This is a genomic window from Streptomyces sp. NPDC087844, assembly GCF_044742785.1.
Lineage (GTDB): Bacteria > Actinomycetota > Actinomycetes > Streptomycetales > Streptomycetaceae > Streptomyces.
In genome coordinates, this window is sequence record NZ_JBIUVD010000027.1 from 1 (window position 1) to 16238 (window position 16238).

Genomic DNA, 16238 nt, shown 5'->3' on the forward strand with positions numbered 1-16238 from the left:
GCGAGTACTTCCTGGGGGCGGCCATGGTCGATGTTCCTCTCATGAGAACCATCTGACCCTCTGTCAACACACTCCGCATCTCGGGGGAACCTCACGGAGCGCTTCGGCGACACCGTCAGGCTCACTGTCAACGCCGAGCAGCGCGACAGTCCAGTGATCACGCTGTCCGTCACCGAGCTCCGCCACCTGCTCGCCGGTGCCGAGCGCGACTTGGCTGCCTTCCTTGCGCTGGCAGCCGACTGGGCGTCCGGGCACCTGCCTGACTACCACGCTCCCATCACAGCCGCTCTCGCCCGCGTTCTCGACCTGCCCGTTCCAGCCGTGAGACCGGAGTCAGAGGCCGGAGTCAGAGGACGATCGGCACGGCTTTCCCAGCAGGAAAGGTAGTTCTGGGGAGAGCCGTCGTGCGCGACGCAGTGAATACGTTCGCTTGTACCTGCCTGGGCACGTCGACGTGCACGCCGACAGTGACCGTTCATCTCCGCGTAATGCCGGTTGAGTTCGCCCGAAAATCGCCAGGCTGGACTTTGGTCTGGTCGACAGTCCTCGCCTTGGATAAAGTGCTGGCACAGCTATACGAGCTGTTGTTCTCCTCGGTTGAGGGCGTGTTGGTGGAGTCGGTCGAGGTGACCGACACAGCCGTCCGGATCGCGGCTCACACGACAGCAGGACGAGCAGCCTGCCCAGGGTGCGGATCCAGGTCAGAACGAATACCTGGCTCTTACCTGCGATGCCCCCATGATCTGCCGGTAGCAGGCAAGTTCGCCGTGGTGTCGCTACGGATGCGGCGGGTCGTCTGCGCGGAGGACTCCTGCTCGCGCAAGACCTTCGTCGAGCAAGTCCCCCGGCTCACTCGCCGGTTCGGACGACGGACAGAGCGGCTGCGATCGACGCCGGTGTCCGTCGGTCAATCGGTTGCGCGCTGGCAGGCCGGGCAGGGCCCGAATGAAAATGCTTTCGAGGTTCCGCTCAGCAGGAACACCTTGCTGAGGCTGCTTGCGTCGCTTCCGGACCCAGCCACCGCCGCACCTCGTGTGGTCGGCGTGGACGAACAGGCTCAGCGCAAGGGCCGGGGCTACGGAGCAGTGCTCGTCGACGTCGAAACACGTCGTCCGATCGACCTCCTGCCCGACCGGGAGGCGACCGGGCTCTGACCGACCTCATCATCGAATTCCGTACGCGGGACAAGCAGTTCCCGCGCATGCGGGCCGAGCGGGACGTCAAGGTCAAGGGCCGCGGGCGCTAGGTCGTACGGCATCCCGAGGCCGGTGAGATCGCGGTGGACTTCGAAGTGCTCACGCCGATCCAGGGTCTGGACCAGCGGCTGGTGATCTACCGCGCCGCGAGCGACGGGAGCCGCTCGGCCCTGGATCGGTTGTACGCACGGTGACTGCACAGCCGATGATCCGATCGCTGCACCAGTTGGTGCTGTAATTGGTGCTGTAGTTGGTGCCCAAGTCGGTGCCCCAGTCGGTGCCGCAACGGAGTGTGCGCAGCAGGCGCCGACCCCCTGTGGCGCGCCCGATGTGCGGATCGGATAGAAGTCCGCCCAGCACTTCAGCCCCGCCGTTGCCGGCCGACCCCGCCATTACGAGCGCTCCGACGATGCCATGTCCGCCCGCGGCGGCCAGGTCGTGGGCAAGGGGGAGGGATACGCCCGGCATGGCCCGACACCGCGTCGTCCCCGCTCCGTCGTCAGGACAACACCGGTGCCGGTCACGTCATGTCCGGAGTTCGGAGTCCGAAGACCGGAGTCTGGAGTCCCGGCGTCCGGAGTCCGGAGTCCCGGCGTCGCACGACAACCACCGGCCCCCGGCAGCGGCGCGAACGTCATGCACAACCCACAACCCACAACCCACAACCGACAACCTCACAACCCCACAACCCGTCGGGCTGACGGCAGCGAACCCCTCACTCTCCCGGCACCCGCATCCGCAGCCGCCGTACCCGCGCCGGAGCAGGACCGGTCGACTCGCGCGGCACGTAGGTGGTGCGCAGGGTGTGACGGCGCGGTCTGGCCGTGGAGCCGTTGATGCGGCGTACCAGGATGTCGGCCGCGAGCCCGCCCAGTTCCTGCACCGGCTGACTGACCACGCTCAGCCGGGGCCGCACGAGCGTGGCCCACTCGGCGTCGTCGAAGCCGATGACGGAGACGTCGGCGGGAATGCGGGCGTCGAGGTCGAGCAGGGCGTCCAGGGTGCCGAGCGTGGCCACGTTGTCGGTGGTGAACAGCGCGGTGGGCCGGTCGTCGCAGGTCATCAGTTCCAGTACGGCGGAGCGGGCCCAGGCCCGGTCGTATCCGGTGTGCCGGATCAGCTCCGCCTCGCGCGGGACACCGGCTGCGCGCAGGGCCTGGCGGTAGCCGGTGAGCCGCTCGGTGGTGGTCCAGATGTCCGCGCCCGGTGCCAGCAGCGCCGTGTTCTCGTCGGGGGACGCCGAGGTGATGACCGCGATGCGGGTGTGTCCCTCGTCGGTGAACCTGGTCACCGCGGCCTTGGCGGCACCGCGGTTGTCCACCACGACCGTGTCCAGCGCGGCACCGCTCAGCGCTCGGTCCAGCAGGACCACGGGAACGCCCGAGGCGACGGCCCTGTCGAGATGCTCGTGGTCGGCTGCGGCGGGCGCCACGACCAGACCGTCCACGCGCCGCTCGATGAACAGCTGAACCGCGGACCGCTCCGTCCCGCCGTCCTCGTCGCTGTTGGCGAGGACGACCTGGAGGCCGGCCTTCGCCGCGACGTCGGTGACCCCGCGCACCGCCCGGGCGAAGTAGGCGTTCTCCACGTCGGCGACGACCACGCCGAGGGTGTGGGTGCGTCCGCTGATCATGCTGCGGGCCACCGCGTTGGTGCTGTAGCCGAGTTCGGCGGCGGCGGCCAGTACGCGTTCCCGGGTGGCCGCGCTCGCCGACCCGTACCCACCCAGGACGCGGGCGGCGGTGGCCTGCCCCACGCCGGCGTGCCGGGCGACGTCGGGGATGGTGACGCGACGCGGCGGCCGTGCGGTGTTCGGCATGGGCAATCTCTTCACAGGTGACGGCTCGGCGGACACCGAGGAACGGGTCGATGAAATCCGGCGCCATTCAACCATTGACGGACAGCGGCTGCCGGTGGGTAAGGTACGAGCCCGTTGGTAACGTTATCAAAATCCGCCGACGGCACCGGCATCCACCCACTTGCCTGCCCGCCTGCCTCTACCGGGCCGACCACGGCACGCCCAGCCACACGGTCGCCCCGAAACCATGCTCCGCGCCCCCGTTCCGAACACATGCTCCGCGCTCCGCGCTCCCGTCCCGCATACCGGAGGTCCCACGGATGGCAACCGACACACTCTCGCCGCCATCGGCCACAGGCCCGGCCATCACCCTCGTCGACGTGGTCAAGGACTTCGGCGGCGCCCGGGACGCCGCAGCCGTCCGCGGCGTCGACCTTTCCATCGGCGAAGGCGAGTTCTTCTCACTGCTGGGACCGTCCGGCTGCGGCAAGACCACCACCTTGCGGATGATCGCCGGGTTCGAGGAGCCGACCGGCGGACAGATCCTGCTGCACGGCCGCGACATGGTCGGCGTACCGGCCAACAAACGCGACATCAACATGGTGTTCCAGTCCTACGCCCTCTTCCCGCACCTGAACGTCGCCGACAACGTGGCGTTCGGACTGCGCCGCAAGCACATACCCAAGGACGAGATCCGCGACCGGGTCGAGAAGATCCTGCGCACCGTCGAACTCACCGACAAGGCCGACCGCCGCCCCCGCGAACTCTCCGGCGGCCAGCAACAACGCGTCGCCCTCGCCCGGGCCCTGGTCAACCGTCCGCGTGCCCTGCTCCTCGACGAACCGCTCGGCGCCCTCGACCTGAAACTGCGCCAGGCCATGCAGCTGGAACTGAAGCGGATCCAGCGCGAGGTCGGCATCACCTTCATCTACGTCACTCACGACCAGGCCGAGGCCCTGACCATGTCCGACCGGATCGCGGTGATGAACAACGGCCTGGTCGAGCAGGTCGCCCCACCCCAGGAGGTGTACGAACGGCCCGCCACCGCGTTCGTCGCCGGGTTCATCGGCACCTCCAACCTGATCAGCGGGCACCTGACCTCGGTCGATGCCGGCAGCGGCACCGGCACCGGGGTGCTCGACCTCGGCGACGGCCAGCGCGTGACCGTTCCTCTGCGCGGCTCCCACCGCGTGGGAGCCGGCGTCGAACTCACCGTGCGGCCGGAGAAGATCACGCTGACCTCCGGGCCGGCCGACACCGCCAGCCGTATCCGCGGCACCGTCCGGGAGGTGGTCTACCTGGGCACCTCCACCAGCTACACGGTGGACACCGCCACCGGCGCGGAGATGACCGTCTTCCAGCCCAACGACGGCACCGCCGCGGTCGAACCGGCCCGCGGCGACACCGTCTGGCTCTCCTGGGCCACCGCCCACTCCTACCTGCTCACCGCCGAACCCGCCGCACCCGCACCCACGGCGGCCGCCGCGGACGCGGCATCCCTCTCCCCGCGCTGACGACAGGACGACAGGCAGACCACCATGCCCGAGTACTCCACACCCGCCGCGCCCTGGCTGCGCGGGCCGGCCGAGCACCGCCTGACCCGGCGCGGTCTGCTGCGCGGCGCGCTCGGCGCCGCCGTGCTGGCCCCGCTCGCCGCGTGCAGCGTTCCCGGCGCCCGCGTCCACGTCCCCACCGGCAAGGCGGAGATCGCCGCGGCCGTCAACGACTTCTGGACCGGCAAGAAGAGGTCCGGGAAGCTGGACTTCGTCAACTACACCCAGTACATCGACGTCGACCCCACCGACCAGAGCAGGCATCCCACCCTCGACGCCTTCACACGCCGGAGCGGCATCGAGGTCGCCTACGACGAGCTGATCGACGACAGCGCCTCCTGGTTCGGCAAGATCCAGCCCGAGTTCGCCTCCGGCCAGGGCATCGGCTACGACCTGATGGTCATCGGCGGCGACAGCTACCTGACCAAGTACATCCAGCTCGGTTACCTCGCCCCGCTCGACCACACCCGGCTGCCCACCTTCGCGAAGTACGGCGGCGCCGCCTTCAAGAACTCCTCCTTCGACCCCGGCAACGTCTACACCGTGCCCTGGCAGTCCGGCATGACCGGCATCGGCTACGACCCGGCCAAGGTCGGCCGGAAGATCACCAGCTGGCAGGACCTGCTCGACCCGAAGCTGCACGGCAAGGTCGGCATGTGGAACGACGCGGTGCAGATGGGCAATGTCGCCCTGCTGGCCGTCGGCGTCGACCCGGAGACCTCCACCCACGCCGACTGGCGCAAGGCGGCGGCCTGGCTGCGCAAGCAGCGTGACGCCGGCATGGTCCGCTCCTACTCCACCGCCACCTACCAGTCCTCTCTCCAGCGCGGCGACCTGGCGGCGTCCCTCGTGTACTCGGGCGACGTCTTCCAGGCCAACCAGAGCGGTTCGGAACTGGAGTTCGTCATCCCCGACGAGGGCGGTCTGCTGTGGACCGACAACCTCTGCATCCCCTCGACGGCCGCCCATCCCGTCGACGCGCTCACCTACATGGACTACGTCTACCGGCCCGAGGTCGCCGCGCGGATCAGCGAGACCGTGCAGTTCGTCTGCCCCGTCCCCGCCGCACAGAAGATCGTCGCACGCGACGCGGCCGCCGCCACCGGCAAGCAGCACACCGTGCTCGACGCCCTGAGCACCAGCCCCCTGGTCTTCCCGACCGAGGCCGACGAATCGAAACTGCGCCACCTGCGGGTGCTCGACGAGGAGGAGGAGAAGCAGTGGAACGCGCTGTTCGAACCGATCTACCAGGCCTGAAGCGGCGCCGCCGCCGTCCCGGTGCCGCACTGGCCCCCTACTGGATGATCCTGCCGGGCTGGCTGTGGCTGGCCGCCTTCTTCGTCACCCCCGTGATCGTGATGGTGTCGCTGTCCCTGCAGACCGGCGACTTCATCGACGGCTTCCGCCAGACCTTCCACTTCTCCACCTACGCCGACGTGGTGCGCACCTACCATGTCCAGCTCGTGCGGTCCCTGGTCTACGGCGCCGCCGCCACCGTCGCGTGCGCCCTCATCGGCTACCCGGTGGCGTACTGGATCGCCTTCCGGGCCGGCCGGCACAAGTCGGTGTTCCTCTTCGTGCTCCTGCTGCCGTTCTTCGTCTCCTTCGTCATTCGCACCCAGTCCTGGAACGTCGTGCTGGCCGACAACGGCGTCCTGCTCGGACCGCTCAAGGACTGGGGCCTGCTCTCCGCCGACTTCCACCTGCTGGCCACGCCCTACGCGGTGATCGGCGGACTGACCTACAACTTCCTGCCGTTCATGGTGCTGCCCGTGTACGTCGCCCTGGAGCGGGTGGACCCCAAGGTGGTCGAGGCCTCCACCGACCTGTACGCCTCCCGGGCGGGGACCTTCCTGCGCGTGGTGCTGCCGCTGTCGCTGCCCGGCGTCTTCGCCGGGGTGCTGCTGACCTTCGTGCCCGCCTCGGCCGACTACGTCAACGCCGGCATCCTCGGCGGCCCCTCCACCACGATGATCGGCAACATCATCCAGACCGAGTACTTCACCAACCTCGACTACCCCGGCGCCGCCGCCCTGTCGTTCGTCCTCATGGGCGCGCTGCTGCTGGCCGTGTTCACCTACGCCCGGGCGCTGGGCACCGACAACGTGCTGGAGGCGGCCGCGCGATGACCTCACAGACCGTCCCCGCGGCGCTCGACGCGCTCGACGCGCCCGTCGCACCACGGCCGCGCAAGGCCCGCCGCCGGCCCACCCTGACCGTGTACACGTTCCTGGTACTGGTCTGGCTGCTGCTGCCGATCGCCGTCATGGTCCTGTTCGGCTTCAACGACACCGGCAGCAAGGTGAACTTCACCTGGCAGGGCTTCACCCTGAACTGGTACCGGCACCTGTTCGCCATCCCCAACCTGACCTCCGCGCTGGTCAACAGCCTCACCATCGCCCTGATCGTCGCCGTGGTCGCCACCTTGCTGGGCACCCCGATCGGACTGGCGCTGGGCCGCTACCGCTTCCGCGGCCGCGGTTCGGTGGACCTGCTGATGTTCGCGGCCATCGCGGCCCCCGAGATCGCCCTCGGCGCCGCCCTGCTGTCGCTGTTCATCGTCATGGGCGTGCCCCGCGGCTACTGGACGGTCGTCATCGCGCACGTGGCGTTCTGCATCCCGTACGTCGCCATCACCGTACGAGCGCGCATGGCGGGGCACGACCCGACGCTGGAGGAAGCCGCCCGTGACCTGGGGGCGGGGCCCTGGACGGCGTTCCGGCTGGTCACCCTGCCGATGCTGCTGCCGGGCGTGGCCTCCGGCGCCCTGCTGTGCTTCGCCCTGTCCATCGACGACTACGTCATCACCAGCTTCAACGCCGGCCGTACGGTCACCTTCCCGCTGTGGGTCTACAGCGCCAGCCGTACCGGCGTGCCCCCGCAAGTCAACGTCATGGGAACGCTGATCTTCGTCGGCGGCCTCCTCATCGCCGGAGCGAACGTCCTGTACTCCCGGCGACGCGCGGCCTGACCCGATCGGGTCCTGACCCGATCCAGTCCCCCGCGCCCCTCGGACACCGGCTCACGGCACACGCCGGCCGGTGCGGAACAACCCCCAAAGGAAAACATCACCGTGCACTCTTTGCTGTCCTTCAACGAAGCCGAGTTCGTCTCCCAGACGGAAAGCCTCGTGGCGCTGCGCCCTCAGATCGAGAAGGTGGTCGACCGGCTCGTCGACGAGGGGTACGACAACGTCCTGCTCGTGGGAGCGGGCGGGACGTACGCGCAGATGTGGCCCTACGAGCACCTCGCGCGGCGCACCTCGCTGCTCCCCGTCCGGGCCGCCGTCGCCGCGGAACTGGTCGTCTCCGGTGACGCCCGCATCGGTGAGCGCACCGCCGCCGTCTTCACCTCCGTCTCCGGCACCACCGAGGACAGCCTCAGTGCCATCGAGTACTGCAAGTCCCGGGGCGCCCACACGATCGCCTTCACCGGCATCGCCGACTCCCCGGTCGCCCAGAGCGCCGACGTCACGCTGCTCTCCGAGCCCAAGGCCTGGCCGTTCGACGTCCAGTTGCTGTTGTTCCTGGGCCGGCTGCTGTCCCGCCGCGGCGAGTTCGAGGGCTACGAGCGTCTCGCCGACGAACTCGCGGGCCTGCCGCGCATCCTGGTGGACGTCGCCCGCCAGGCCGAACCGGTGGCACAGGCCTTCGCCGACACCCACAAGGACAACGACTACCACTTCCTCATCGGCGGCGGGAACCTGTGGGGATTCACCTACCTGTACTCCATGTGCATCCTGGAGGAGATGCAGTGGCTGCGCACCACCCGGGTGCACAGCGCGGAGTTCTTCCACGGTTCGCTGGAACTGCTGGAGGCGGACACCAGCGTGATCGTCTTCCAGGGGGAGGACGAGACGCGGGCCCTGACCGACCGGGCCGAGACGTTCGCCAAGCGCGTCTCCAAGGACGTCACCGTCTTCGACACCCGTGACTACGCGCTGGAGGGCATCAGCGCCGAGTTCCGCGGGCTGCTCGCACCGCTGGTGCTTGACACCGTGATGGACCGGGTCAGCAAGCACCTGGAGCGGGCCCGCGACCACTCGCTCGACCTGCGCCGCTACTACCGCGTCATGGACTACTGACGCCGGACCGCTTCCGCCGGACCGACCGGCCCCAACCGGCCCAACTGCCCACGCCCCGCCCTCACCCCCGCGCGCCGGTGCCCCGGTACCGCCGCGCCCATGGCGGGCGCGGCGTCCCCGCACGCCGCGCCCGCGCTCTGGGAGACCCTGATGAACGTCCTCGGCTTCGGTGACAACACCGTCGACCGCTTCGTGGACCGCGGCACCGACTACCCCGGCGGCAACTGCGTCAACGTCGCCGTCTACGCCCGCCGGCTCGGCCTGGACGCCGCCTACCTGGGAGTGTTCGGCGACGACGACCTCGGCACCTTCGTGCGCACGTCCGTGGCGGCACAGGGCGTCGCCGTGGACCGCAGCACGGTGCGCCCCGGCCGGACCTCGGTCTCCACCCTGCACGTACGCGACGGCGACCGGCTGTTCCTCGGCTACGACGACGGCACCGTCCGCGAGCAACCCGCCCTGGACGACGGCCTGACGGCGTACGCGGCGTCGTTCGCGCTAGTGCACTCCAGCGTCTACTCCCGCACCGAGGCCGAACTCCCCGGGCTGGCCGCGGCCGGTCCGCTGGTCAGCTTCGACTTCTCCGACGAGGAGGAGTACCGCACCCCCGCCTACCTGGACCGCGTCTGCCCCCACGTCGACCTGGCGCTGCTGTCGTGCTCCCACCTGGACGAGACCGCCACGCGCGCGCTGCTCGCCGAAGCCGTGCGGCGGGGGGCGGGCATGGCGCTGGCCACTCGCGGCCTCGCGGGTGCGATCGCGTACGACGGCGGGGTCATGGCCACCGCGCCGTCCCATCCTGCGGACCCCGCCTCCATGTCCGACACGATGGGCTGCGGGGACGCCTTCCTCGCCGGGTTCGCCGTGTCACTCCTGCGTGACGGCTGGTCCCGACAACTCCCGCCGACCCGTGCGGCTCTGGACGGAGCCCTGCGGCACGGCGCGCAGGCGGCGTACGACCAGTGCTTCGTGGAGGCGGCCTTCGGCTGCGGCCGCCCGACACCGACACCGACACCGGCGCCGGTGGCCGGTGAACGGGGCGCGTGAAACCACCTGCGACGGTCACCAGTCGCGACCCAGCCGGGCGCCCGGACCACGTCCGAGAGACCGCCATCATGATCCAGCACCGCCCTGCGGACTGTCGACGGCAGTGTCGACGGTGTCCGGCTGCCGCACGGATATCTCAGCCTCGCCTCATCCGTGGACGTCCACACGGACCGGTGGGTGTGCGTGGTCCTCGCGGACGACAAGTTGGTCGGCGAGGCTCGTCACCGGGCCCATACCAAACAGACCGCGCTCGCGGCATGACGAAGTCCCCTCCCCTGTGACGCCTGTGACGACGGCACTCCCCTGCCGCGTACGCCCGGTGCATCAGCAGTGCGGGTTGCTCTGTCGGCGCGACGGCCGATTCAGGCACGCACCAAGATCGCCATACAGATGTCGATCACGACGTGACCGAGAAGCAGCAGTGCACAAAAGCAGCGCCGCCGCATGCCCCGTCATGGTCGTTCAACAATGAGCGAAACTGCCACTTACGCGCACCGGGTGGTGACGTCCCCGCTGCACGTATTCCTGATCCGATGCCCGCTTCGGCCAGTGAACACCCGATCCAGCGCGTCCCGCGCGGCCTGCCCCGGCGGCACCGTCCGGGCTGAGGTCGAACCGCTGCCGGCCGCGCTTGAGGCCAGCGATGCGAAGGCGGCTCCGGCCTGGCTCCGCCGCCCCGCTCCCCGCGCGCTGCTTTCCCTGCTCGCAAGTGACACCGCCCCGAGCGCCCGAAAGGCGCGGCAGCGAAAGCTGAGGGCTCTCACCAGCACCAACCGGTGTGAGCCCTGGAAGTGTGAATTTCGGAGGTATGGCCTGCCCCGTCAAGGGCCTACCAGGAACAATTCCAGGCACCTGCCCAGGCACACATCCTGCCCGGGCTTCTTCGCCAGTTGCACGCTCCGGAACAACGGCCGGGTTCACCTGCATTCGCCCGTATGCCGCATATGTTGGCCTCGCCGCCAGCACCTGCTCGGCACGGCGGGAAGGAGCGGCGAGCATCAAACGACACGGGACGGAAGGAAGGCCGAGATGACGCAGCCCGTAGTGAGCGAGCTGGACGAACGGGTGCCCGGGCGCCGCTGGACGGTGCGTCTGGACGCCGCAGGCCGGGGCAGCACGGCGGTACGCATCTCGTGCAGCCGCCCCGCCTGCGCCGACCAGCGCCTGCCGTCCGCGGCCGCCGGCCGTGCGGCCGCCATCGCCCATCTCAAGGCGCACCTGCGCGCCGCCCCCGCCCCAAGGGCCGGCGTGTACTGCGCGTGCAGAGCTGAGAGCTGCCACACCCACCTGCCCGACACCGGCCGCCATGCGCGTGCAGAACCCTGGCGGTGCGGTGGGCCGGTCGTCCTGGCAGTGGTCACCGACCGGGAAGGACGCTGGTGGCAGACCATGGAGTGCTGCTCCCGGTGCGCGGCCGCCATCCCTGGAGCGAAGACCGCAGCCACATCCCAGGCCTCCACGGCTGAGGACCGCCCGGCCCTCGTCGCCACGGGCACGGACGTGCCGCAGTTCTCCGACCGCCAGGTCGCCGCCGGCCCGGTCCCGGCTCCCCGCTCGGCACCCGTGCGGCGCCGCCCACCACAGGCGAAGATCGCCCGGCGGGTCATCCCGCACGACTTGCGGCCCGTCGCCTTGCGGGACGAACTCATCGAACTCGGTGACCTTTTCCGCGCTTACCAGCAGCGCGACGAGCCCGACCTGGCGCTGCTCGCCGCCCTCCATGAGCGCAAGGCTCGGGCCTTCACCACCTGGGCCGACGTCAGCGGCATCATGAGCCTTCGGTTGGAGGCCCGGCGCGCCGAGCAGGCCGCTGCCGCCGCCCGCCTCCAGCACCAGCAGCGCACCGGCGGCATCACCGACGGCGACGGGCCGACAGTGCCCCGGCTGCTGACCGTGGCGACACAGTGGGAGCACGCACGCTCCATCCTCGCGCACGTGGCCGACCATGCGCCGCTGCCCGGACCGCAGGCACGGCTGCTGGTGCTGATGCTGACCCTGCGCACCGCGCACACCGGCACCGGCAATCTCATTGGCCAAGACCTCACCGCGCTGGGCTTGAGCGACCCGGAGGACCTGGTCGAGAAGCTGACCGGCTGCGGCTGGCTGGGGCTTCCGGGCACCGCCGGTGACCTGCTCGCCTCCCGGCCGGAGAACCCCACCCCGGTCACCGTGCCCTCCCTGGCACCCCGCGAGGACGGGACGGGTCCGTTCACGTTCGGCAAGAAGATGCGGCCCAAACTCTCCGGATGGGCTCAGAAGATCCTCTCGGACAAGAAGCTCCGCAAGGCCAAGGCCACCGCCGGCACCCGGCTGCTCGCCCTGACGCTGGCCACCCGGACCGACGCCTCAGGCCGCCTCGGTCCCGACGGTTACGGCATCGCCCTGAACGCCCTCACCGCCTGGGTCCCGGTCGATACCGGCGAGCTGAAGCACTTGGTCGACCAGCTGACCGCAGCGGACTGGCTCGCCGACGCCCAGCTCACCGAGACCCACCTCACCGGGCAGCTGACCGACCGTGTCCTCCCCCTCAGTTGCCCCCTGCCGGCTTCGGGCACGCGCCCGTTCGAGTGAACCCGGGACGATGTGGCCCGGCCTGACCGGTCACCTGCTGGATGGATGGGCGGCATGGCCCGAGGCGGGCCACGTTCCGGCCCGGCGCCGGCCGCCGAGCCCGTCGGCCCCGGCCCGGCGCCCCAAAATCCAGGCCCTGCACCGAGGGGCCCCGCGCCGTAACGACCCTCCGGCCGACACTTGCGCCTGCACCTACACCGGCGCCTGCGCCTGCGCCTGGTGCAGTGACCCTCTGTCCCCTTCCCCCGTGCCCGTGCCCGTGCCCGGGGACGGGGACGGGGACGGGCACGGCGGCGGACGACCGGATCGAGCGCGCAGACATACGACGGCCCTGCATGTCCCGTCCTAGCGACGCGCGGGCATTCACGTCTCCGTCCCGCGCCGTGACCTGATGCCGAAGGAGCATTCATGACCACAACCTCGCGGACCAGCGGGCGCGGCCGGCCGGCCGCGGCCTGTGTCGCGGCCGGCGCCGCCCTGGCCGTCCTGTGCTCGGCGGGCACCGCCCATGCCGGTTTCTACGTCTCGCTGCAGACGCACAGCAACGTCCGCCCGGCTCCCCACACCAACAGTGGCACCGTCGTCAACACCGGTGCGGTCAAGGACCGGTTCTACCTGGACGGCGTCTGCTACTCACGCGGCCAGTACATCAAGTCCGGCGGCTACGGCACCGACGTCTGGTATCGCGGCAGCGTCCACGACAGCGTGGATCTCACCACGGGTCCGTACAACGACGTGTGGGTGTGGGGAGGCAACGTCGACATCGGTCGCGACCCCTCCGACTCGGTGCGCCCCTGCTGACCCGGGGGCGCTGCCGGCTCGACGCCGGCTGGGTGCCCTCGCGCGTTCGGCTCGCTCCGTTTGTCTCAGTCCGTCATCGAAGGAGTTCACCATGCCCCAGCACCGCTTCCGTCTGTCCATGGCCGTGGTGGCCGGCGCGGCCGTCGCCCTGTTCGGGGCTGCCGTCGTGCCGGCCCAGGCCCGGGACACCGTGCGGACGTCCACGTCAACCACGTCATCCACGTCGCCACCGTCGTCAGAGCGCGTGGCATCGAGCGGCAGGATCCTCCAGCCGCACAGCAACGTCCGCTCCGGGCCCGGCAGGTCGTACCGGATCGTGGCGAGCACGGGTTCCGAATGGGGCAGCGGCGTGGCCAAGTGCTACACCCGTGGCGAGTACGTCTCGTCCGGGGGCCACGGCACCAACGAGTGGTACCTGCTGAACGTCGACTTCGGCGGCGTCCAGTACTACGGGGTCTGGGCCTGGGCCGGAAACGTCGTAGCCGGCGGCGGCCTTCCCCACTGCTGAACACCCATGCACCATGACTGTGCCCCGGGCCCTTTGACGAGGGTCCGGGGCACAGTCATGGTGCGTGGGTCAGCGGCACTCGGGGACGCCCGGCAGCCAGGCGTCCTTGTGGTCGATGTAGATGTTGGACAGATAGCCGCCGAGAGCCGGTACGTGGGCCCAGGCGTCGTTGCGGTGCCCCTCGGCCGCCACCATGTCGCCGCGCTTCTGGCAGTCGACGTGGACCGGGGTCGGCCCGGACAGCGTGGTGACGACGCGGGAGTTCAGCCGTACGTCCTCGCGGACCCGGATGCCGGAGCCCCAGGTGGTGAAGTTCGTGCCCGGGGTCCCGCCGCCGCCCGGTGTGCAGGGCAGGCGCACGCCGCGCGCGCCGAGGTAGGCGATCGGGTCCGTGCCCCGCGTGCTGGATGTCGAGGTGTGTGCCTCGAAGTGCAGGTGAGGCCCTGTGGACTGGCCCTCGGAGCCCATCCGGGCGATCAGCCGGCCGCTGTCGACGCGCTGGTTGACCGAGACCAACCGCTCGTACATGTGGCCGTACTCGGTGACGGTTCCGTCGTCGTGGCGGATGCGGATCCACTGACCGTATCCGTTCGCGGGGCCGGAGGCGATGACGGTGCCGGAGCCGGTTGCATGGATGGGCGTGCCCCGGGTGTTGGCGATGTCCACGCCGTCGTGGCCGGAGTGGTAGCCCTGCGTGACCCGCCCGGCGGCGGGGCACGAACCGCTGTAGGCGGCGACGGCCGTGGGGACGGATGCGGGTGCGGCGCCGGCGTGGGCCGCGGACAGCGGGACCAACGCGGCGGCCGACGCGACGGCGGCCAGGGCGACCACGATGCGGTTGGCGCGCCTTGGACGCCGGGCCGGTGCGGCGGCCTTGGCCGACGCGGCCGCGGACGTGGACCGGGGCCGGGGCCGGGGCGAGGGTGTTGACATATGAGGTGGTGTCCTTCGTACGGGCACACGAACTGGTTGACGTGCGCGGGTGGTTGGCCGGGCGACCGGGGGTGGGGTCAGAAGTCGCAGATCGGGACGTCCAGCCAGGCTTTCGGGTCGTCGATGAAGATGTTGGAGATCCAGGCGCTGTACGCAGGCAGGTACGACCAGGCGTCGTTGCGGTGACCCTCGGCCTCGACCGGCTCGGCATGCTTCTGGCACTGCACGTCGACGGACGTGGGGCCGTTCAACCGGGCCTTGGTCTCGGACCGGGTGCTGGGCTGGGCTCGTAGATTGACGCCTGTGCCCCAGGTGACGTACCGCTTGGTTCCCGGGGCCGGCTGTCCGCCGCCGCCGGTGATGCGGATGGCGCCCGCGTACTGCGCGTTGAGGCGGACGGTGCTGACCATCACGCGTGTACCGGACTCGCGGGCCTCGACCATCTTGCCGCCGCCCAGGTAGACGGCGATGTGGTGCACGGTGCCCAGGTTCGCGGGGTTCCGCGCCCACAGGACCAGGTCGCCGGGCTGGAGTGGGGCGGTGCCCTGCCCGCGGTCGAAGCGGGCGGTGGCGCCCTGCCACTGCGCCTGGTTCCAGGAGCCCTCGGGCAGCCGGATGCCCGCGCCCTGCCAGGCCGCGTACTGCACCAGATGGGAGCAGTCGAAGCCCTTCACCTGGCTGTCGTGCGATCCGGGACCACCGTGCGGGTAGTCCTTCCCGTAGGTGGGGCCGTGGATGGAGCCGCCGGCCCAGGAATACGGGACTCCTAGTTGGCTGCACGCGGCGTTGACGACGGCCTGCGCCTTTGCGGAGGCCTCGGCGAGCGGCCGGCAGTCGGCCGCTGCGGCCGGGCGCTGCGTCGCTGCCGGCGCGGCGGTGGCCGTGGTCGTGGTCGTGGTCGTGCCGAGAATCGTGGCGAGCAGGATTCCTCCTGCGGCGGTCATTGTCCGGTTCATGCGGCGCATGTGTCGTTCCCCGGTTTCCTTTGCTAGCGGTGTGCGGGTGCGTGCTGTGCGGGTGCGTGCTGTGCGGGTGTCTGGCCCGTGGGTGGGTGGTGTGTCCGTGGGTGGTGTGTCGGTGGGTCGGTGCTGTGCTGTGCCCGTCGGGTCCGGGGCGGGCCGGTCTTCGCCTCGGCGGGCCTGTGTGGACGAGACGGTGGGCGGGAGCGGTCCGTATGCGTGGAGTGCGGCACGGATCTTGGCCAGTGCCCGCTGCCGGTTGCGCTGGACGGTGCCGCGGTGCGTACCGAGCCGGTCCCCTGCGCTGTCGTGGCTGAGCCCTTCGAGATCAACGAGGATGACGGCCGCCGCCTCCTTCTCGGACAGGCCGCGCAGCAGGTCGACGGCTGCGGACTCTGCCTCGCGGAGGGCGAGGCCGCCGTCCCAGCCCCGGTCGGGCAGCCGTCCGCTGCACACTTCGCGGCGGGATGTCTGCTGCCAGGCGTCGCGCAGCAGATTGAGGGCGGCCGCGCAGGTGTAGGCGTAGGCATGCCGTTGGCGGGCGAGCCGGCCGGCGTGGGCTCGCCGGGCGAGCCGAAGGTAGGTCTCCTGGAGGAGGTCGTCGGTGTCGTGCGGGTCACCGGTCAGAGCGAGCAGCCGGCGCCGCAGTCGCGGCATGGCGGCGGTGAACGCCGTGTCGAACTCCTGCGGTGTCATCCAGTCGCTGCGGACCGGTGTCCCGGTGCCCGCACCGGCCGGGTGGGTGGCACGGGTGCTGGTGTCGGTGCATGTGCTGTTCATGGGGTTCC

Annotated in this window: 13 protein-coding genes; 10 read left to right on the forward strand and 3 right to left on the reverse strand. The window is 70.4% G+C overall.

The window, feature by feature from the left end; all coding sequences use genetic code 11:
- Positions 1 to 404 precede the first annotated feature (404 nt).
- Entirely contained in the window at positions 405 to 1154 is a 750-nt protein-coding gene (locus ACIOKD_RS36110) for a transposase family protein (RefSeq protein ID WP_402092235.1), read from the forward strand.
- Positions 1155 to 1911: 757 nt separating this feature from the next.
- Here the strand turns inward: ACIOKD_RS36110 and ACIOKD_RS36115 are convergent.
- Positions 1912 to 3015 carry a LacI family DNA-binding transcriptional regulator gene (locus tag ACIOKD_RS36115; RefSeq protein WP_402092236.1) on the reverse strand — a complete coding sequence of 368 codons (1104 nt, stop codon included), beginning with the start codon at positions 3013 to 3015 and terminating at the stop codon, positions 1912 to 1914.
- Positions 3016 to 3314: 299 nt separating this feature from the next.
- On the opposite strand from ACIOKD_RS36115, the gene ACIOKD_RS36120 reads away from it, so the two are divergent.
- From ACIOKD_RS36120 to ACIOKD_RS36160, 9 genes are all read left to right on the forward strand, one after another.
- Positions 3315 to 4508 carry an ABC transporter ATP-binding protein gene (locus ACIOKD_RS36120; protein ID WP_402092239.1) on the forward strand — a complete coding sequence of 398 codons (1194 nt, stop codon included), beginning with the start codon at positions 3315 to 3317 and terminating at the stop codon, positions 4506 to 4508.
- Positions 4509 to 4532: 24 nt separating this feature from the next.
- Positions 4533 to 5804 (forward strand): spermidine/putrescine ABC transporter substrate-binding protein, encoded by a 1272-nt coding sequence (locus ACIOKD_RS36125; protein ID WP_402092240.1) that lies wholly within the window; start codon positions 4533 to 4535, stop codon positions 5802 to 5804.
- Positions 5768 to 6676, forward strand: coding sequence for an ABC transporter permease (locus tag ACIOKD_RS36130; RefSeq protein ID WP_402092241.1), 909 nt, complete (start codon positions 5768 to 5770; stop codon positions 6674 to 6676). Before ACIOKD_RS36125 ends, ACIOKD_RS36130 begins: the two co-directional genes overlap by 37 nt.
- Entirely contained in the window at positions 6673 to 7518 is an 846-nt protein-coding gene (locus tag ACIOKD_RS36135; protein ID WP_402092243.1) for an ABC transporter permease, read from the forward strand. The genes ACIOKD_RS36130 and ACIOKD_RS36135 overlap by 4 nt, the downstream gene beginning before the upstream one ends.
- A 102-nt stretch (positions 7519 to 7620) precedes the next feature.
- The gene (locus ACIOKD_RS36140) at positions 7621 to 8631 is read left to right on the forward strand and encodes an SIS domain-containing protein (RefSeq protein WP_402092244.1); all 1011 of its coding nucleotides are present in this window, start codon (positions 7621 to 7623) and stop codon (positions 8629 to 8631) included.
- Positions 8632 to 8730: 99 nt separating this feature from the next.
- Positions 8731 to 9678, forward strand: coding sequence for a PfkB family carbohydrate kinase (locus ACIOKD_RS36145; RefSeq protein ID WP_402092245.1), 948 nt, complete (start codon positions 8731 to 8733; stop codon positions 9676 to 9678).
- Between the two features lie 1029 nt (positions 9679 to 10707).
- Positions 10708 to 12249 carry a hypothetical protein gene (locus ACIOKD_RS36150; protein WP_402092246.1) on the forward strand — a complete coding sequence of 514 codons (1542 nt, stop codon included), beginning with the start codon at positions 10708 to 10710 and terminating at the stop codon, positions 12247 to 12249.
- A gap of 408 nt (positions 12250 to 12657) precedes the next feature.
- Positions 12658 to 13050: a hypothetical protein gene (locus ACIOKD_RS36155; protein ID WP_402092247.1), complete on the forward strand. Its 393-nt coding sequence runs from the start codon at positions 12658 to 12660 to the stop codon at positions 13048 to 13050.
- Positions 13051 to 13141: 91 nt separating this feature from the next.
- On the forward strand, positions 13142 to 13558 hold the full coding sequence (locus ACIOKD_RS36160; protein ID WP_402092248.1) for a hypothetical protein: 417 nt from the start codon (positions 13142 to 13144) through the stop codon (positions 13556 to 13558).
- 69 nt (positions 13559 to 13627) lie between these two features.
- Here the strand turns inward: ACIOKD_RS36160 and ACIOKD_RS36165 are convergent, their stop codons facing one another.
- Positions 13628 to 14491: a M23 family metallopeptidase gene (locus tag ACIOKD_RS36165; RefSeq protein WP_402092249.1), complete on the reverse strand. Its 864-nt coding sequence runs from the start codon at positions 14489 to 14491 to the stop codon at positions 13628 to 13630.
- A gap of 77 nt (positions 14492 to 14568) precedes the next feature.
- On the reverse strand, positions 14569 to 16230 hold the full coding sequence (locus ACIOKD_RS36170; RefSeq protein ID WP_402092250.1) for an NlpC/P60 family protein: 1662 nt from the start codon (positions 16228 to 16230) through the stop codon (positions 14569 to 14571).
- Between the last annotated feature and the right edge of the window lie 8 nt (positions 16231 to 16238).